We start from the raw sequence: 17,195 nt of genomic DNA on the forward strand, positions 1-17,195 counted from the left end.
ATTAGCACTGATTGCAACAAATTTGGATCGGATAATATACAACTGAGGCCGCAAGCGAAAAAAGCTGTCGGGAAGCGGCCGGATAAGCTGATAGACTAAGGCAAATAGCGAAGAATGAGTAATGTATGTTAGGCACCTTATCCAAAATGCGCGCGACCCTGAATGAGGCTCAGCTGGTGCAATACCGGTTACCCGTGGGTGAGCAGTCACTCGAGCTCAATCCCCTGATAGGTCAGGCATTGACCCTGACTCACACGGGCAATATCTTCTGTTGCAACTGTGGCAAGAAGACCAAGAAGAGCTACTCCCAGGGCCATTGTTTCGTCTGTATGCAGAAACTGGCCAGCTGCGATCTCTGTATCATGAAGCCGGAAACCTGCCACTTCGACCAAGGCACCTGCCGCGAGCCGGATTGGGCCCAGAGCCATTGTTTCGTGCCCCATTATGTCTACCTGTCCAATACTTCAGGGGTCAAGGTCGGCATTACCCGCCACACTCAGCTGCCAACCCGCTGGATAGATCAGGGGGCGACCCAGGGACTGCCGATTTTCAAGGTCGCCACCCGGCAGATCTCCGGCCTGGTGGAAGTCGAGCTGGCCAAACTCATCAACGACAAGACCAACTGGCAGGCGATGCTCAAGGGCAATGCCGAGGATATAGATCTCAAGCAAAGCGCCATAGAATTGCTGCCGCTGATAGAAGATAAGCTGCATGAGATAGGCATGCAGAAAGGCGATTACAGCATAGAGAGACTGGACGAGGCAGTGCAGGCGATCCACTACCCAGTGACCGAATTCCCCAAGAAGATCAAATCCCATAACTTCGACAAGGAAGCCGTGGTAAGCGGCGTCTTGCTGGGCATCAAAGGGCAATACTTGCTGTTCGATACCGGGGTGATCAACATCCGCAAATTCTCCTCCTATGAAGTCCAGGTAAGCTACTGAGTCAGGCTGCCCGCCCAGACTCACGAAAGAGAGGGACCAGGCGTAAGCCTGGTCCCTCTTTCCTATCCCAAGCGCACGGCTATGCGCTTTCACTGCGATGAACTTTTAGGGCAATGGGCTTTTGCTGCAATGATTTTACGACAATGATTTTGCGGCAATGATTTTGCGGCAATGATTTTGCAACAATAGCCGCACTCAGGCAGAAGCCGGCCCTGTATTAAACGACCGCCATCAGCCTAGGCCCGGCCGACAAAAGTCGACAAGCGCCAGTTTTAAACGAAAAAATACCAGATAACATGCTGTATTTGTGTGAGAAATAACCATTGCACCGCCAATTGATTTCCGTTAACAATAAAGTTACAAATCCCGTTTCGAGCGAGCCGGGCAAATTAATCTGTTAACAAGGGCCCTTAACAGGAGCAGTTAACAGCATCAGTTTACAGGGAGTCACAATGAAAGCATGGATCTGCACTTCACTAGTCATCATCCTGAGTCTATTCAACCCGGCCCAGGCCGAGGATACACAGGCAACCCGCTACCCCATAGTCATGGTTCACGGCCTCTTCGGCTTCAATGATATCTGGGGCATAGACTACTTCTATCGCATCCCCCAGGCACTGGAGCAACAAGGGGCCAAGGTGTACATAGCCAGTGTCTCGCCCGCCAATGCCACCGAAGTTCGAGGTGAGCAACTGCGTACCTTCGTCCAGGCCGTGCTGGCGCAGACGGGGGCGGAAAAGGTCAACCTGATTGGCCACAGTCATGGCGGACCGACGGCCCGCTATGTCGCCAGCGTCAGCCCTGAGATGGTGGCTTCGGTGACCTCCATAGGCGGGGTCAACTGGGGCAGTCGTTTCGCCGATTTCACCCGCTCCGCCGTGCCAGCGGATAGCGCGACCGAATGGCTCATCAGGCAGGGCGCCGACTTGCTGGCCGGAGTCATCGCCGGCGTTTCCGGCAGTGGCGAACTGCCAAGCGACAGCCTGGCGGCCATGGAAGCCCTCACCACCCGCGGCTCACTCTTGTTTAACCAAAGCTATGGCGAAGGCATGCCCCTGGACTATTGCGGTCAGGGCGCCGAAGTCGCGGCCAATGGGGTCTACTATTTTTCCTGGTCCGGCGCCGCTAACCTGACCCATGCACTCGACGCCTCCGACTATCCCCTGAGCCTAACCGGACTGGCGTTCAATGAGGCCAACGATGGCCTGGTCTCGAGTTGCAGCTCACATCTGGGCAAGGTGATCAACGACAGCTACCAGATGAACCATCTGGATGAAGTGAATCAAACCTTTGGCCTGGTCAGCTGGTTTGAAACCAATCCTGTGACCTTATACCGCCAACATCTCAAGCGTTTGCAACAGTTGGGGCTGTAACTTGAAGCCACCCAGGCTCAGGCTGGATAACAAGGCACCGGCCGCGCTGCTCACAGGACTCGGCCTGCTGTTGCTGCTCTGGGTCGAGACTGGCTCGGGGCGGCTGCCCGCTCCTGCTCTTGCTCTCCCCCCTGCTCCGGCTTCAACGCCAGCGCTCACCTCAGGGGTGCTCACCCCAGGCCCGCAAGCCGCCATTGTGGCCCAGGCAGCCGGAGGCCCGGCGGGTGAGCTCTTGGTGTTGGAGCAGGCATTGCGCTGGCAATTCGATGACATCATCCTCGACTATCAACAGACGGGCACGCCCCTGAGCGCCCAGCTCAACAGGTTGGCGGAGCAACACAGGCTCACACCAACCGCGACCACTGAGCTGAGCGAGCTGTTCTACCGCTACCGGGATTACCAGTTGGCCTTGGCCGAGCTCAAGGCACTGGGACCTCAAGCGACCGAAGCGATAGACATGACAGAGACCTATGACTTTCTCGACCAGGTGTATCGGCTGCAGTTTGACTATTTCACCCAGGCGGAAATCGAAGCCTTCTTCGCCAGAGACAATGCCTACGACAGCCAGGCACTGGTCAGGGTCGGCATAAGGCAAGACAGCAGTCTGGCGCCGGCACAAAAACAAACATTGTTGGCACACCAGATAAGTCAGCTCGATGAACAAGATAGGCGGGTGCTGATGCCGACCCTGGAGGCGCAGCAGATTGCCGCCCAGCTCCAGGGCCAGGAGACGGCGGCAGCGGCCCTGGCGCCGGAGATACAGGAGCGGGTCGAACAAACCCGGGCAAGTGAGCAGGCATGGCACACCCGGGTCGAACAATACCTGCAATTGCAGCAGGAGCTGCCACAGGCCAAGCTTGAGGCTTACCTGGCCGCGCATTTCAGCAACAATGAAATGAAACGCCTCAGGGTATTCCTGGCCCATCCGGAATTATTGGGCCACACTCCAGGATCTACAGGTGAAAAGCAGTGAAAATACAGCCATAATCCGCGAAACTGCCGCCATCTACCGACAAACACCAACAAATACCGACATCTTGCCGGCGAACTGCCGTTGCAAACAGGCCGTTCAGGCGGGCAAAAATAGACTCGGAGCGGAGCAAAAATGCGGCTACAATAGCCATCCCTTAATCCGCATAGAGAGCCCAATGGAACTCGTGTTTGCCATCGCCTTGTTTGCCTTTTCCTCCGGCATCACCCCGGGGCCCAACAACATCATGCTGATGACATCCGGGGTGAACTTCGGCGTGCGCCGCAGCCTGCCCCATCTGTTGGGCATAAGTTTCGGCTTTCCGTTGATGGTGCTGGCCATAGGCCTGGGCTTGAGCAGCTTGTTTCAGGCCTACCCTGTGCTGCATCAGGTGATCAAAGTGGCGGGCATAGGCTATTTGCTGTATCTGGCCTGGCTCATAGCCAACAGTCACAGCAAGCTGGAAGGCAAGCGCAGCGCCAATCCCTTCAGCTTCTTCCAGGCCGCCGCCTTCCAATGGGTCAACCCCAAGGGCTGGATCATGGCGGTGGGCGCCGTCGCCACCTTCACCTCGGTGCAGCAGGCACTCACGCCCCAGGTGCTGACCATAGCCGCGGTGTTCTTCTGTGTGGCCTTACCCTGTGCCATCGTCTGGCTCGGCTTCGGGGTGGCGCTGCAACGCCTGTTGAAACGGCCGCGGCAACAGAAAATCTTCAATATCTGCATGGCGCTCTTGCTCCTGGCCTCCATCGTTCCTATGATCGCCCCCTAGCCCAAGGCGTTAAGCCAACAGCCACAGCAGCGAAGAGAAGTTCCCATGTCAGAGCAAGAATACATTTCCAGCACCACCCACTGGGTCAGGGATGTGATAGTCAAATACAACATCTGCCCCTTCGCCAGGCGCGAATTGGACAGGGGCAGCATACGTTATATTGTGAGCGAGGCGCATAAGCCAGCTGCGGTGCTGAAAGACCTGTTGGCCGAATGCCGCTTCCTGGATCAACACCCGGATACAGAAACGACCCTCTTCATCGTCCCCCGGGGATTTGAGGGCTTCTACCCCTACCTGGATCTGGTGGATGCGGCCGAAGATATGCTGGTCGAACAGGGCTACGAGGGCCAGTATCAGCTCGCCAGCTTTCACCCCGACTATTGTTTCGACGGTGAGCCCCAGGATGACGCGGCCAATTACACCAACAGATCCCCCTACCCGACGCTGCACCTGATCCGTGAAGCCAGCATGGAACAGGCGCTGGCCGACTATGAGGATCCCGAGTCTATCCCAGAGCGCAACATCGCCTTCAGTCGCCGCAAAGGCGGAGCCTTTTTCGCCAGACTCCTGGCCGAATGTCACAAGTAGCCATGAAACAGGCTCGTCGACCCTGTCGATGAGCCTGGATGCCCCTTATGCGCCTTTGACTATCGCCGCCAAGCGTTCGATAAACTGCTCCAGTGCCTGTTCATCATCGAAGCCGAAGGCCAGACCATAATGGGTCTCGGTCAGGCTCTTGTGCAGGCGTTTGGGAAAACGTGTCATCTGGGCATTGTGATGATAGTCGTATCTGGCATGCACTCCCTGGATGGCGGCAAACTCGCCGGCAAACACCTCAAACGCCGGGCGTATGATCAGCAGCTCCTGATGCAGATACACGGCCTCCTTCGACTCTGGCAGCATGTATTCGGTGACATTCTTGATGGTGAAATTGGTGCGGCAACCGAGTCGCTGCAGACTGCTCACCATGAGCTCATGGGTCATAAAAACGATTCCTTCCTAAGGTAATGGGCATAACTGACGTCACATACGCCATTGAGATCATATAGGCCACTGACATAGATGGCCATTAGGCACCAGTCAGGGGAAATAAGATAGCCCTACAGCAAAGCCAGAAACAATCCGGGCTGTCGACAGCAAGGAAGCAGTGCCGGCAAATTGCGTTAGTTTTGCCGCTTGCTTGCAACAGTATCAACTGAGTATTATGACTCGGTCTAAATCCAATAAGTGACTGTAAAGACTTGCTCTTGTTCACAGGCACTGTCAGTTCTGAACGCTTAACCATCCCGGCTGCCAGCGCCATTTTCCATGGGGGATAGCAAATGCCAAAAGGGGTTAACGTCATGACCATTACACCTCAGCCAACGGAACACAGCATTGCTTATCCGTGCTGATATAGCCAACAGCCCAATGACCCGGATACCTTGGCCATTGGCAGATATTGAGGCGCCCGGCTTGTGGGGCCTGGCGACTGAAGGAGGCGTAGATTGACATTGCAATTTATCCCGGCGTCAGAGGCAGATAGAGCCTACCTGCTGGCACTGAGGAAAAGCACCATGGTGGCGCATCTTGAAAAATCGGGGCAATTTCTCTCCGACGCGGAGCATATGTTCAGACTCAATGAGGGTTACTCCCATTCCCATCTGATCATCTTCGACCATGAAAGAGTCGGAACCCTGAAGTATCGGGAAACGGACACATATCTCGAAATCATGCAGCTGCAAATCGAGCCCAATTTGCAAGGGCGTGGCCTGGGCACCCGGGTGATAAAGCATTTGCTGGCCGCGGCTCAGGGTAAGGCGGTTAACCTGACAGTGCTGAAAGACAATCCGGCGCTGCGGCTTTACCAAGACTTGGGCTTCGCCATTACCGGCGAGGACAGGTATGAGTATCATATGCAGGCAAATGAGTGCCACGACGCGGCTCAGGTTTCCCGGTAAACTTGACCTGGCACCGACATGAATCACGGCAAACAAGGAGGTATCAAGATATGCAGGAAACGCTGGAATGGCTGAAACACGCCGCCGTCATTGGCATAGGCGCCACGGCATTCATGGATCTGTGGGCGGTGCTGATGCTGCGCCTCTTCAAGATCCCCGCGCTCAACTATGCCCTGGTCGGTCGCTGGCTGGGGCATATGCCCAGCGGGCGCTTCATCCATGACAACATAGCCCGGGCGGCACCCATAGGCTACGAGTCATGGCTCGGCTGGGGCGCCCACTATGGCATAGGCATAGGGTTTGCCGCCTTGCTGCTGACACTCTGTGGTCTGCAGTGGGCATACACGCCGACCCTGCTGCCGGCGTTGTTGTTCGGCATAGTGACAGTAACAGCCCCCTTTTTCATCATGCAACCCGGCATGGGCGCCGGAATAGCGGCCAGCAAAACCCCGGCTCCCAAGGTGGCACGCCGCCGCAGCCTGATGGCCCACACCTCCTTCGGTCTGGGGCTGTATGTCGCCGCCTCGCTGCTGACCCGGGTATGAACTGGGGTATGAACAGGGGTATGAACAACTTGGATATCATCCAGAGCAGCCGAATCCAGGCGCACAAGGTTCATAGACGGCTCTGGCTCGGCTCTGGCTATGCTCGGCTCTGGCTATGCTCGGCGCCGGGTTTGATGGCCAGCAGATCGCAGTTGAGCTGGTTGAGCACCTGCTCCGAGGTGTGGCCCTTCAGGTGGCTGAATAGGCCGCTATGCTCGACGCCCATGACCACCAGACTGGCACCGCAGCGTTCGGCCATATCGGGAATGAGAAAATCGGCCAGACCGGATGCCAGGTGCAATTGTTCGGGCGCCAGGTGATAAGGCTTCGCCGACTGCAACAGCGCTTGCCAATGGCGCCCCTGTTGATCCGCCGCTTCCTGAGTCTTTTCGCTCCGGCATGACATGCCGAAGTTGTCGTCCAGATAGCAGTTGAGCAAATGAATATCCACATTCAGCAACTGTGCCAATTGCTGGGCTTCATCCAGCAGATAGCGATTGAATGCCTGATGCCTGCTGTCATGCTCGTCCATCTGCAGCGCAATCAGCATGTGGCCATCGGATTGCCAGGCTGAGTCGCCGGCAAACATCAACTTCGCCTTGCTCTCCCTGAGCAGGTGCAACTCATCACTGCCGATAAACTCATTCAACAACGGATGTCTATGCCTATGATGCAGCAACACCAGATCATAGTCTGCCTGCTGCAACTCGTCCAACACGGCACGGTAAAGCCGCTGCGCTCGGCGGTACTTCACTTCGACCTCCAGCGGCCTGGCGGCATAATCATGCCCAAGTTGATCCAACTCATGCCGGAACTCTGTGTCTTTGGCGGGATTCGCGAACGCCGGCAACCAACGCCCCAACCTGGAGCTCAGTTCCACCTTGAGCAGAGTGAGCCTGGCATGGCTCTTGCTGGCGAGGATTGCGGCTTTTTTCAGGGTATGGCCGCTGGGGGAAAGATTATCCACCACCGCCAGGATATGCTGATAAGACATCTGTAACTGCTCCACTAAGCTCACCTGCTGCTAACTCTAGATGCCAGCAAGGCGGTTGGAGCAGACTCGACCAGAACAATTTTGACGCTTGTCACTATGCCATAGTGCTCAATGGTATATTTAAATTAACAAATTGATTTTTAGCGTGTTTCACGATCCACTTTCGCCAACATGAGCCCAGGGCGCCGAACCGACAACTCCAGGCAACCACCACTTTTTTGTTACCGATTATTTTTGCCTGGCCTTGGGGGAAACCCAGGCATCCAAGGCCGGGGCTGAATTGGCCTGCCTGCACTCGCCCGCGGCGCCATGCGCTCACGCAACATGCAAACACGCAAAAAAAAAGCCCGGACCTAGGCCCGGGCTTTCTCGCCGTGCATTGGCTTAGGCGTCTATGCCCTTGCTGCGCAGGAATTCATCATAGCTGCCCTTGAAATCGTTGACGCCATCGGCGGTGATCTCCAGGATACGGGTCGCCAGCGAGGACACGAAGGCCCTGTCGTGGCTGACGAAAATCAGCGTGCCTTCGTACATTTCCAGCGCGTTGTTGAGCGACTCGATGGACTCCATATCCATGTGGTTGGTCGGCTCATCGAGCAGCAGTATGTTGGGCTTCTGCATTATGAGCTTACCGAAATACATGCGGCCCTTCTCACCACCGGACAAGACTGTCACAGACTTCTTGATGTCGTCCGAGCCAAACAGCATGCGTCCAAGTATGCCGCGCACCGTCTGATCGTCGTCATTGGGTTTACGCCATTGACTCATCCACTCGAATAAGGTCATGTCGTTGGCAAAATCTGCCTCATGATCCTGGGCATAGTAGCCTATGGCCGCATTTTCGGACCATTGGATGGTGCCCGTATCCTGAGGCAGATCGTGTACCAGAGTCCGCAGCAACGTGGTCTTACCTATACCGTTCTCACCCAGGACGGCGATGCGCTCGCCCACTTCCACCATGAGATCCAGTTTGGAGAATAACGCATGGTCGAAGCCTTTGGACAAGTCCTCTACCACCAGAGCGTTACGGAACAATTTCTTTTCCTGCTCGAAGCGGATGAAAGGATTCACCCGGCTGGAAGCCTTGACTTCTTCCAGCTTGATCTTGTCCAACTGCTTGGCGCGGGAAGTCGCCTGCTTGGCCTTGGAGGCGTTGGCCGAGAAGCGCGCCACGAAGCCCTGCAGCTCGGCGATCTGCACTTTCTTCTTGGCATTGTCCGACATGAGGCGCTCACGCGCCTGGGTCGCCGCCATCATGTACTCGTCATAGTTGCCCGGGTAGACCCGCAGTTCACCATAGTCCATGTCGGCCATATGGGTACAGACAGAGTTGAGGAAGTACCTATCATGGGAAATGATGATCATGGTGGAGCTGCGCTGTGCCAGCATGTCCTGCAACCAACGTATGGTGTCTATGTCCAGGTTGTTGGTGGGTTCGTCGAGCAGCAACACATCGGGATCCGAGAACAGGGCCTGGGCCAATAACACCCTCAACTTGAAGCCGGGCGCGATTTCGCTCATCAGGCCAAAATGTTGTTCGACCGGAATACCCACGCCCATCAGCAATTCACCGGCACGGGACTCGGCGGTATAACCGTCCATCTCGGCAAATTCCATCTCCAGCTCGGCGACCTTGATACCATCTTCTTCGCTCATTTCCGCCAGAGAATAGATGCGGTCCCGCTCTTGTTTGACCTGCCACAATTCGGCATGACCCATGATCACCGTATCGACGACATTGAATTCTTCGTAGCCGAACTGATTCTGGCTCAGCTTACCCAGGCGTTCGTTGACGTCCAGTGACACATTACCCGAGCTTGGCTCCAGATCACCGGCCAGAATTTTCATGAAGGTGGACTTACCACAGCCGTTGGCGCCGATCAGACCGTATCTGTTGCCGCCGCCGAATTTGACTGAGATATTTTCAAACAGTGGCTTGGAGCCAAACTGCATGGTGATATTAGCTGTAGTGATCAAAATGAAATTCCAAATCGAGTTGTGTTGGCCTATGCCTGAAGACATACCAAACTGACATATACCAAACGGCCGCATGCCGAGGGGAAAAATTAAGCGAGGCACTATAGCATTTTGACCCGAATTATCAACCCAAATGCCGGCAACAGACCCAGTTTAGCCGGCGGTATCGGCCCTCGCTGCCCATGTGCCACACAGGTGCCATGCCTGGGGCGTCCCGCCTCCGTGGCGGCCAGGACCATACACCCGGGCTAGGGCTCGACCACCGCCAACTTATGTTTCAGGGCGCCGGCATTTTCCAACTGCAAGCCGGGCAATTCACCCGCTGGTCTGAAACCGAAGACCTGGCCATAGAAGGACAACTCGGCTTCCAGGGCCGAGGTTCTGTCTTCGGTTCGCCAGAAACCACTGCCATCGCCCTCGAAGCCGACAAAGGCAGTGGGTACGCCCTTACGCTTCAAGGCATTGAAGATACTCATGGACTGGCTGGGGGGCACCACCTTGTCATCCAGCCCCTGGACCAACAGCAGAGGCTCGTCGAGTCCCTGCAAGTGATGCAGGGGCGATCTGGCCTGGTACAAGGCCTTGGCCTCGGGATAGGGGCCGACCAGCTTCTCCAGGTAATGGCTTTCAAACTTATGGGTCTCCTTGGCCAGCACAGTCATGTCGCTGATCCCGCCATAGCTGACTCCGGCCTTGAACACATCATAGAATGCCAGCGACGACAGGGCCGTCAGGCCACCGGCGCTGCTTCCCCTGATGGCTAACTTATCGCCATCGACCCAGCCTCTGTCAACCAGGTAACGGGCACCATAGACGGCATCTTCAACATCCGCCTTACCCCAGAGACCGTAGAGACTCTGGCGGAACTTGCGGCCGAAGCCACTGCTGCCGCGATAGTTGACATCCAGTACCGCAAAGCCCCTGCTGGTCCAGAATTGGATGTCGCTGCGATAGGCCAGGCTGGCCTTGGCGGTCGGGCCGCCATGCAGCATGACCAGCAGCGGCGGACGCGAATCGTGTGGGCCGATAAAATGCGGATTTACCGGGGCGTAGAAATAACCATAGGCCGATTTGTTGCCTGCGGTGGCAAAGGTGATAGCCCTGGCCTTAGAGACATACTCAGGCTTGAGCCTGGGCAATTGAGGCGCATACATGAGTTCGACCCCGCGGCCTGTGACCTTGTAAATGCCCCTTTCCGGGGTGGTCTTGGCCCCCACGAAGTAGACGGCATCCTCGCCGCTGATCACCTGGGATATCTCGGCAAAATCGGCGGCCAATTGCTCGACCACTCCGGTATCCAGATGGATCCTGGCCAGAAATGCTTCCCCCTGGCGGGTGAAGCTGGCGATCAACACCCCAGGGCTCTCGAAGGCATAATTGTGATGCCCCAGGCGCCAGTCGGGCACGGCAAACTCGGCCTTTCTGGGCAGAATATTCTCCGCCGCGCCGTCGGCGGCTATACGGTAGATGTTCCACCAGTTGTTAAAATCGGCCACCACATAGAGGGTCCCATCCGGACTGAACAGCGGCTGAGTCAGCGCCCCCCGTTTGCCCTTGAACACCTGATGGACATTTTGCAATTGTCCCTTGCGATCCAGCTGGCCCAGCCAGAGCACAGTATTGTCCCAGGGCATGTCGGGATGCTCCCAGGTCAGCCATGCCAGCTGGCTGTTGTCCTGTGACAGGGTCGGCGCGGCAATAAAATCGTGGCCGCTGACCAGGGTATCGCCTTCACCGGGGAAATTCAGGTTAATGGTCACCAGACTGGCCTTGGCCTCGCCTGCGCCGCGATGATCCTCACGCACACAGATGATCCTTGACCCTTTGGGGTAGGAGATACAGTCGGCATGGCGAGTGCCGTTGGGCGTCAGCGCCAATTCGGGCTGGTTGGGGGCGAAGCGATAGAAGAGCTGATCCTCTTTCTTGGTGACGAACAGACTCTGGCCTATGCCGAGAAATGCCGCCCCGCCATATTCATGCACCTTGGTGCCGACATTGAATGCGGCCGGAATGCTTTGGCTCACACTGCCATCGGGTTCGAGGCGCTTGATGCCCACCCGGCCGCCACTGGTTCCTTCGGACTCGGCAAAACAGATGGCACCGCCGACGCTCTGCAATTCGGCTATGTTATCGCTCTGCTCGTAGACGTCGGCCGCCCCCAGAGGCGAAGCCCAGCTGCCGTAAGGCGCGACTATCCTGGCATCTTGGTTGCCGTTCGGCGCACGCCCTGACTCGCCCTCTGGGCTACAGGCGTTCAACAGCAAGAAAAATGTCAGGCTAAGCGCTATGCCGCCGAAGGGGTGTGTCATTCTGTACTCCGCTGTGGGCTAACAACAAGGCGCTGAGCCCGACTAATGCTTAAAGCGTCTGACAAACCAGGTGATGACCCTGAATTGTCTGGCATGGTCTAAACCAAAGAAAATGCATACCCAGGGCGATAACAGCAGATACCAAGGCAACACGGCTACCGAACGCCCGCTCAAGAGCAAGTAAATAAAACCACTGTATATGATGACCACTCCCAGTATTCCTACCGACAGCATCATGCGTTTAGTCCATTTTTCCAGCCAAGACATAAGTCTACCCCAGGCGTCAGTACTCTCGGTGCTCAAAGCGCTCTCTTCTCGGTGCTCAACTCTCAGTTCCCATGCTCCAGATTCACAAGACGCCGGCTTCAAGCCGGCGGGCTTTTTAACCTATCTTAAACCAGAATTGTTCAGCGCATCGAGATGAAAGTCAACCGCCCTATCTGCAGCCCACTGATTGAGCTGCAGATAGGGCAAAAAATTGGCCGGGCTAAGCCCGGCCAATTACCACATTCGAGCCCGCACTGGTCGTCAGAGGCGGATGCCGCCGTCGACTTCAAACACCCGACCGTTGACATAGTCGTTCTCTATGATGAAACGCACGGTAGAGGCTATTTCTTCTGGCTGGCCCAAGCGGCCGACAGGCACCATTTTCTCCAGACGCTCCAGCGCTTCGGGCTTCATCGCCGCCGTCATCTCTGTGGCTATGACTCCGGGTGCCACTGCGGCGCTGCGGATATTGTAACGCGCCAGTTCCTTGGCCCAGCCTACGGACATCGCCGCCACTCCCGCCTTGGAGGCGGCGTAGTTTGACTGGCCCATGTTACCCGAACGCGCCAGGCTGGAGATGTTGACTATCACACCGCTCTGGCCGGTTTCTATCATGGCCGCCGCCGCTTCACGACCACAGAGGAAGGTGCCGGTGAGATTGACATTGATCACCGACTGGAATTGCTCGTAGGACATGCGCTCTGTGACCTTGCCCTCTTTGGCCTTGACCATCAAGCCGTCACGCAAGATCCCGGCGTTATTGACCAGCACATTGATCTGGCCGAAGTCTTCACGGATATAAGCAAAGCCTGCCACCACATCTTCTTCATCTGTGATGTCCAGGGCATAACCCTGAACTTCTGTGGTATCACCCAGTTCGGCACAGGCACGCTCCAGCTTTTCCTGATCCATATCGATAAGCGCCAGCTTAGCCCCTGCGGCGGCAAAATTGTGTGCCATCGCCAGGCCAAGACCACCTGCACCACCTGTGATAACGACCACCTTACCTTTCAGCTCCATCGGGTTATCCTTCTTTAATGTGTTATTTTTTAATTTTCGCAAACTGTTCGAAAATACTGGAGAAGTCACGGGCCCCATTGCCCTGACGGGCATGATTGACGTACAAGCTGCGCGCCAATGCGCCCATGGGGGTGCTGGAATTGGACAAGAGCGCCGCTTCTTGGGACAGTCCGAGATCTTTGACCATCAAATCTACCATAAAACCGCCCTCATAGCCCTTGGATGAAGGCACATTTTCCATCACTCCTGGACAAGGGTTGTATTTTTCCAGGGTCCAGTTGCCGCCACTGCTGACCTTCATTATGTCCGACAACACCTTGGGATCCAGGCCATGGTCCAGCCCCATCTGCAGCGCTTCCGACGTGCCTATCATGAGCACGGACAAGAGCATGTTGTTGCAGATCTTGGCTACCTGCCCGGCCCCGGCGGCGCCGGCGTGGAAGATGTTGGCCCCCATGGCGGCTAGCACAGGCTCGGCCCGGGCGAAGCCGGCATCCGAGCCACCACAGATGAAGGTCAGGGTGCCGGCGGCGGCGCCTGCCGTACCGCCGGACACAGGCGCATCGACAAATTCCAGCCCCTTGGCGGCGGCCTGTGCGGCCACCAGCTGCGCGCTGTTGGCATCTATGGTTGAACTATCTATGAGCAAGGTATCCTTGGCGACGACCTCGAGCAGGCCAGGCTGCTCACCGCCGAGGTAGAGGCCGCGCACATGTTTGCCTGCGGGCAGCATGGTGATCACCACCTCGACATTTTCTGCCGCCTGCTGGGCACTGGTGGCCAACTCGGCACCCTGGGCCGCCAGCGACTGCATCGCGGCGGGAACCAGGTCGAATACTGTAACTTGATGGCCGGCCTTCAGCAGGTTAGCCGCCATCGGCCCGCCCATATGCCCCAGGCCTATGAATGCTATTCTTGACATGTCACGCTCCTAATCCCTGTTCGGCCACCCTTGTGACCTTAGCTTGTAAATTAACCCAATGCCTTGAGTGGATGCTGGTTGTCGTCCCAGGGGGACTGCTGCAGTTCGGCTATCAGCTCGGCCGGCACCGCCGCCACACTGGCGTAATGCCATTTAGGCGTCCTGTCCTTGTCGATCAGCAGCGCCCTGACGCCCTCACTGAAATCTCCCTTGGCGCAGGTGTTGACACTCACCCCCAGCTCCCAACGAAACACCTGTGCCAGGCTCAGCTCAGTGCCCAAACGCGCCTGCGCCGCCATCAGATGCAGACTGATGGGACTGCCGGCCAGCAACCCGGCCCTGGCCTTCATCAACCAGGAGACATCCGTCTCCAGCTCCGTCATGCGCTGCACTATGGTGACGAGATCACCGCTCATCAGTTCATCTATCTGGGCCTGGTGGCGCTGCAGGCGACTGTCACCCACGGGCTGACTCAACCCCTCGAGCAGCGCACTCAGCTTAGTGTGATTGAGCTGTTGATTGTCATCCCAGCCGACGCCGGACATGGCATCGAGCAGTGCCTGTTTGGCATCGCTGCCCAGATGATGATTGCCCAGCCCCACATACAGGGCGTCGGCGGCATCCAGGTTATAAGCCGTCAGCCCCAGGAACAACCCTGTCTTACCCGGCATGCGGTTGAGAAAATAGCTGCCGCCCACATCCGGGTACAGACCTATGGTGACCTCAGGCATGGCGATGCGCGACGTGTCGGTCACCACTCTATGGCTGGCGCCGGCCATCAGTCCCAGACCACCGCCCATGACGATGCCGGCGCCCCATACCAATACCGGCTTGCCATAGGTGTGCAGCAGGTAATCCAGCCGATATTCAGAGGTGAAGAACTCACAGGCCTGGGGCGTGACAACGCCAGGGGTGTCTTTGGCGGCCTGGTATAAGGCGCGCACATCGCCACCGGCGCAGAACGCCTTGGTGCCACTGCCATCGAGCATGATGCAGGCTATGCTGTCATCCTGCTGCCAGGCCAGCAGCTGCTCGGTCATGGCATGCACCATCTCCAGATTCAGTGCGTTGAGCGCCTTCTCCAAGTTGAGCGTTACCCGGCCTATGCGTTTGCCCGACATGGTCGCCAAGCTGGTAAACAAGACATCCTGGGTCATCAGCGGTTCTTCCATTGTGGTGGACGTTTTTCCAGGAAGGCTTGTACGCCTTCGGCCTGATCTTCGGTATGGAACAGCCCGACGAAACGTACCCGCTCCAGTGGCAAGGCTTGATTGCGTGGCATGTTGCGCCCCGCCTGGATCAGTTGTTTACAGACCTTGACGCTGCTCGGGCTCTGCTTGGCGACCTTGGCGGCCAGGGTGATGGCGGCGTTGAGCGACTCGCCCTGAGGCACCACTTCTTCCACCAGCCCCAGCTGCAGCGCCTTGGCGGCATCCAAACGTTCACCACAGAGTATCATGCGTTTCGCCCAGCCCTCGCCAACCAGGGCGGTCAGGTTCTGGGTGCCACCGGCGCAGGGCAACAGGCCGACGCTGGCTTCGGGCAGCGCCATCACAGCATGGCTTTCGGCGATGCGCAGATCGCAGGCCATGGCCACTTCCAGACCGCCGCCCATGGCATAACCATTGATGGCGGCAATAGATACGCCGCGAAAACCACTCAGGGCCTCGAATGCCTGACCGAAATGCTCGGCCATGAGTTCGGCATGGTGCTTGTCACCGTCGGCGAACTCGTTGAGATCGGCGCCGGCGGAGAAAAACTTCTCACCTTCCCCAGTGAGCACCAGGGCGTAAATTTCCTTGTTGCTGTTGAGCTTAACCACTTTAGCCAGCAGTTCGCGCAGACTGTCTGCGGTCCAGGTATTGGCCGGCGGGTTGTTTATGGTCAATATCGCGGTATGACCTTCGATACGTTCGTTGATGAATGACATATACGGCTCCTTGCTTATTCGGTTAAAAAATCATAGAAACTCACGTTAATAGATTCTTTAGAGTATCTGGCCCGCATTGTCATCCAACAGACGACGGGCGATGATGAGGCGCATGATTTCATTGGTGCCCTCGAGGATCTGATGCACACGCACATCACGGAAGTGGCGCTCCAGCGGGTATTCGCGGATGTAGCCATAACCACCGTGGATCTGCAGTGCTGCGTCACAGACCTGGAAACCTATGTCGGTGGCGAAGCGCTTCGCCATGGCGCAATAGGCCGTCGCCTCGGGATCGCCACTGTCCAGCTTGAAGGCCGCCAGACGTACCAGCTGACGCGCCGCCACCAATTCAGTCGCCATATCTGCTAACTTAAATTGTAGCGCCTGAAACGCCGCCAGGGGTTTGCCAAACTGTTGCCGTTCATTCATATATTGCGTCGCCCGCTCCAGCGCCGCCTGCGCTGTGCCGACGGAGCAAGTCGCGATATTGATCCGGCCACCGTCGAGGCCCTTCATGGCGAAGGTGAAGCCCTGGCCTTCTTCGCCCAGCAGGTAGGCTGCCGGCACCCGCACCTGATCGAAACTGATCTGCCGGGTCGGCTGGGCATTCCAACCCATCTTGTCTTCGGCCTTGCCGTAGGTGATGCCGGCACTGTCCGCCGGCACCGCGATAGCAGAAATCCCCTTGGCACCGGCACCGCCGGTGCGGCACATGACCACCAGCATTTCGGTGGCTCCCGCGCCCGAGATGAAGACTTTGGAGCCTGAGATCAGATAATCATCGCCATCCCGTACCGCCTTGGTCTGCAGTGCCGCGGCATCGCTACCCGCCCCCGGCTCGGTCAGGCAATAGGAGGCCAGCTTCTGGCCTGTGGTCAAGGCTTCGGACCAGTCGCGGCGCAGAACCTCGGAACCGAAGCTGGTGATCATCCAGGTGGCCATGTTATGTATGGTCAGCATGGCCGTGGTGGCCGTGCAGCCCTTGGCGAGCTCTTCGAAGATGATGGAGGAATCCAGGCGGGACAAGTTCATGCCGCCTTCGGATTCGGGGGAATAGAGGGAGCAGAATCCCAGCTCACCCGCCTTGTGGATCACCTCTTTGGGGAAATAATGTTCCTCGTCCCACTTGGCGGCGAAGGGGGCCAACTCATCGGCGGCAAACTGGCGCGCCAGTTCGGCGAACTGACGCTGATCTTCATTAAAATTAAAATCCATCTGTGACTCCTTATGCT

18 protein-coding genes are annotated in these 17,195 nt (G+C 57.0%); 7 read left to right on the forward strand and 11 right to left on the reverse strand.

All coding sequences use genetic code 11. The features are described 5' to 3' along the window. Positions 1 to 125: 125 nt before the first annotated feature. From LZP73_RS02350 to LZP73_RS02360, 3 genes are all read left to right on the forward strand, one after another. Entirely contained in the window at positions 126 to 944 is an 819-nt protein-coding gene (locus LZP73_RS02350; protein WP_234232864.1) for a DUF2797 domain-containing protein, read from the forward strand. Positions 945 to 1,396: 452 nt separating this feature from the next. Then, a complete protein-coding gene (locus tag LZP73_RS02355; RefSeq protein ID WP_234232865.1) occupies positions 1,397 to 2,317 on the forward strand; it encodes a lipase family alpha/beta hydrolase in 921 nt (306 codons plus the stop codon). A gap of 1 nt (position 2,318) precedes the next feature. Continuing rightward, the gene (locus LZP73_RS02360; protein ID WP_234232866.1) at positions 2,319 to 3,290 is read left to right on the forward strand and encodes a lipase chaperone; all 972 of its coding nucleotides are present in this window, start codon (positions 2,319 to 2,321) and stop codon (positions 3,288 to 3,290) included. Here the strand turns inward: LZP73_RS02360 and LZP73_RS02365 are convergent. Next, positions 3,271 to 3,441 (reverse strand): hypothetical protein, encoded by a 171-nt coding sequence (locus tag LZP73_RS02365; protein ID WP_234232867.1) that lies wholly within the window; start codon positions 3,439 to 3,441, stop codon positions 3,271 to 3,273. The two genes, LZP73_RS02360 and LZP73_RS02365, sit on opposite strands and share 20 nt — an antisense overlap. A gap of 24 nt (positions 3,442 to 3,465) precedes the next feature. Here LZP73_RS02365 and LZP73_RS02370 point away from each other — a divergent pair, with 24 nt between their 5' ends. Together LZP73_RS02370 and LZP73_RS02375 are read left to right on the forward strand one after the other, a co-directional pair. Beyond that, the gene (locus tag LZP73_RS02370) at positions 3,466 to 4,059 is read left to right on the forward strand and encodes a LysE family translocator (RefSeq protein ID WP_234232868.1); all 594 of its coding nucleotides are present in this window, start codon (positions 3,466 to 3,468) and stop codon (positions 4,057 to 4,059) included. A gap of 45 nt (positions 4,060 to 4,104) precedes the next feature. Next, positions 4,105 to 4,647 (forward strand): DUF1415 domain-containing protein, encoded by a 543-nt coding sequence (locus LZP73_RS02375; RefSeq protein ID WP_234232869.1) that lies wholly within the window; start codon positions 4,105 to 4,107, stop codon positions 4,645 to 4,647. Between the two features lie 45 nt (positions 4,648 to 4,692). Here LZP73_RS02375 and LZP73_RS02380 read toward each other — a convergent pair whose 3' ends face one another. Next, positions 4,693 to 5,028, reverse strand: a complete 336-nt coding sequence (locus tag LZP73_RS02380; protein ID WP_234233319.1) for a hypothetical protein — start codon at positions 5,026 to 5,028, stop codon at positions 4,693 to 4,695. A 518-nt stretch (positions 5,029 to 5,546) separates the two neighbouring features. Between LZP73_RS02380 and LZP73_RS02385 the strand changes: the two genes are divergently transcribed. Both LZP73_RS02385 and LZP73_RS02390 read left to right on the forward strand, forming a co-directional pair. Beyond that, a complete protein-coding gene (locus LZP73_RS02385) occupies positions 5,547 to 5,999 on the forward strand; it encodes a GNAT family N-acetyltransferase (RefSeq protein ID WP_234232870.1) in 453 nt (150 codons plus the stop codon). A 50-nt stretch (positions 6,000 to 6,049) separates the two neighbouring features. Further along, positions 6,050 to 6,544 (forward strand): DUF2938 domain-containing protein, encoded by a 495-nt coding sequence (locus tag LZP73_RS02390; protein WP_234232871.1) that lies wholly within the window; start codon positions 6,050 to 6,052, stop codon positions 6,542 to 6,544. 97 nt (positions 6,545 to 6,641) lie between these two features. Here LZP73_RS02390 and LZP73_RS02395 read toward each other — a convergent pair whose 3' ends face one another. From LZP73_RS02395 to LZP73_RS02435, 9 genes are all read right to left on the reverse strand, one after another. Beyond that, positions 6,642 to 7,538 (reverse strand): universal stress protein, encoded by an 897-nt coding sequence (locus LZP73_RS02395; RefSeq protein WP_234232872.1) that lies wholly within the window; start codon positions 7,536 to 7,538, stop codon positions 6,642 to 6,644. Positions 7,539 to 7,922: 384 nt separating this feature from the next. Then, positions 7,923 to 9,515: an ABC-F family ATPase gene (locus LZP73_RS02400; RefSeq protein WP_234232873.1), complete on the reverse strand. Its 1,593-nt coding sequence runs from the start codon at positions 9,513 to 9,515 to the stop codon at positions 7,923 to 7,925. A 248-nt stretch (positions 9,516 to 9,763) separates the two neighbouring features. Next, positions 9,764 to 11,824, reverse strand: coding sequence for a S9 family peptidase (locus LZP73_RS02405; protein ID WP_234232874.1), 2,061 nt, complete (start codon positions 11,822 to 11,824; stop codon positions 9,764 to 9,766). Between the two features lie 42 nt (positions 11,825 to 11,866). Then, the gene (locus tag LZP73_RS02410; protein WP_234232875.1) at positions 11,867 to 12,091 is read right to left on the reverse strand and encodes a hypothetical protein; all 225 of its coding nucleotides are present in this window, start codon (positions 12,089 to 12,091) and stop codon (positions 11,867 to 11,869) included. Positions 12,092 to 12,352: 261 nt separating this feature from the next. Beyond that, positions 12,353 to 13,111 (reverse strand): SDR family oxidoreductase, encoded by a 759-nt coding sequence (locus LZP73_RS02415; protein WP_234232876.1) that lies wholly within the window; start codon positions 13,109 to 13,111, stop codon positions 12,353 to 12,355. A gap of 22 nt (positions 13,112 to 13,133) precedes the next feature. Next, positions 13,134 to 14,033, reverse strand: coding sequence for a 3-hydroxyisobutyrate dehydrogenase (gene mmsB / locus LZP73_RS02420; protein ID WP_234232877.1), 900 nt, complete (start codon positions 14,031 to 14,033; stop codon positions 13,134 to 13,136). A gap of 50 nt (positions 14,034 to 14,083) precedes the next feature. Next, positions 14,084 to 15,205 (reverse strand): enoyl-CoA hydratase/isomerase family protein, encoded by a 1,122-nt coding sequence (locus LZP73_RS02425; protein WP_234232878.1) that lies wholly within the window; start codon positions 15,203 to 15,205, stop codon positions 14,084 to 14,086. Then, entirely contained in the window at positions 15,190 to 15,963 is a 774-nt protein-coding gene (locus tag LZP73_RS02430) for an enoyl-CoA hydratase (RefSeq protein WP_234232879.1), read from the reverse strand. Before LZP73_RS02430 ends, LZP73_RS02425 begins: the two co-directional genes overlap by 16 nt. Positions 15,964 to 16,020: 57 nt before the next feature. Beyond that, the gene (locus LZP73_RS02435) at positions 16,021 to 17,178 is read right to left on the reverse strand and encodes an acyl-CoA dehydrogenase family protein (protein WP_234232880.1); all 1,158 of its coding nucleotides are present in this window, start codon (positions 17,176 to 17,178) and stop codon (positions 16,021 to 16,023) included. Between the last annotated feature and the right edge of the window lie 17 nt (positions 17,179 to 17,195).

It is taken from the genome of Shewanella sp. AS16 (genome assembly GCF_021412365.1).
Lineage (GTDB): Bacteria > Pseudomonadota > Gammaproteobacteria > Enterobacterales > Shewanellaceae > Shewanella > Shewanella salipaludis.

Bases quoted from the DNA above. Each gene is read 5' to 3' on its own strand.
- LZP73_RS02350 (WP_234232864.1), top strand. From the start codon at position 126: ATGTTAGGCACCTTATCCAAAATGCGCGCGACCCTGAATGAGGCTCAG.
- LZP73_RS02355 (WP_234232865.1), top strand. From the start codon at position 1,397: ATGAAAGCATGGATCTGCACTTCACTAGTCATCATCCTGAGTCTATTC.
- LZP73_RS02365 (WP_234232867.1), bottom strand. From the start codon at position 3,441: ATGGCTATTGTAGCCGCATTTTTGCTCCGCTCCGAGTCTATTTTTGCC.
- LZP73_RS02370 (WP_234232868.1), top strand. From the start codon at position 3,466: ATGGAACTCGTGTTTGCCATCGCCTTGTTTGCCTTTTCCTCCGGCATC.
- LZP73_RS02375 (WP_234232869.1), top strand. From the start codon at position 4,105: ATGTCAGAGCAAGAATACATTTCCAGCACCACCCACTGGGTCAGGGAT.
- LZP73_RS02380 (WP_234233319.1), bottom strand. From the start codon at position 5,028: ATGGTGAGCAGTCTGCAGCGACTCGGTTGCCGCACCAATTTCACCATC.
- LZP73_RS02390 (WP_234232871.1), top strand. From the start codon at position 6,050: ATGCAGGAAACGCTGGAATGGCTGAAACACGCCGCCGTCATTGGCATA.
- LZP73_RS02395 (WP_234232872.1), bottom strand. From the start codon at position 7,538: ATGTCTTATCAGCATATCCTGGCGGTGGTGGATAATCTTTCCCCCAGC.
- LZP73_RS02405 (WP_234232874.1), bottom strand. From the start codon at position 11,824: ATGACACACCCCTTCGGCGGCATAGCGCTTAGCCTGACATTTTTCTTG.
- LZP73_RS02410 (WP_234232875.1), bottom strand. From the start codon at position 12,091: ATGTCTTGGCTGGAAAAATGGACTAAACGCATGATGCTGTCGGTAGGA.
- LZP73_RS02415 (WP_234232876.1), bottom strand. From the start codon at position 13,111: ATGGAGCTGAAAGGTAAGGTGGTCGTTATCACAGGTGGTGCAGGTGGT.
- mmsB (WP_234232877.1), bottom strand. From the start codon at position 14,033: ATGTCAAGAATAGCATTCATAGGCCTGGGGCATATGGGCGGGCCGATG.
- LZP73_RS02425 (WP_234232878.1), bottom strand. From the start codon at position 15,205: ATGGAAGAACCGCTGATGACCCAGGATGTCTTGTTTACCAGCTTGGCG.
- LZP73_RS02430 (WP_234232879.1), bottom strand. From the start codon at position 15,963: ATGTCATTCATCAACGAACGTATCGAAGGTCATACCGCGATATTGACC.
- LZP73_RS02435 (WP_234232880.1), bottom strand. From the start codon at position 17,178: ATGGATTTTAATTTTAATGAAGATCAGCGTCAGTTCGCCGAACTGGCG.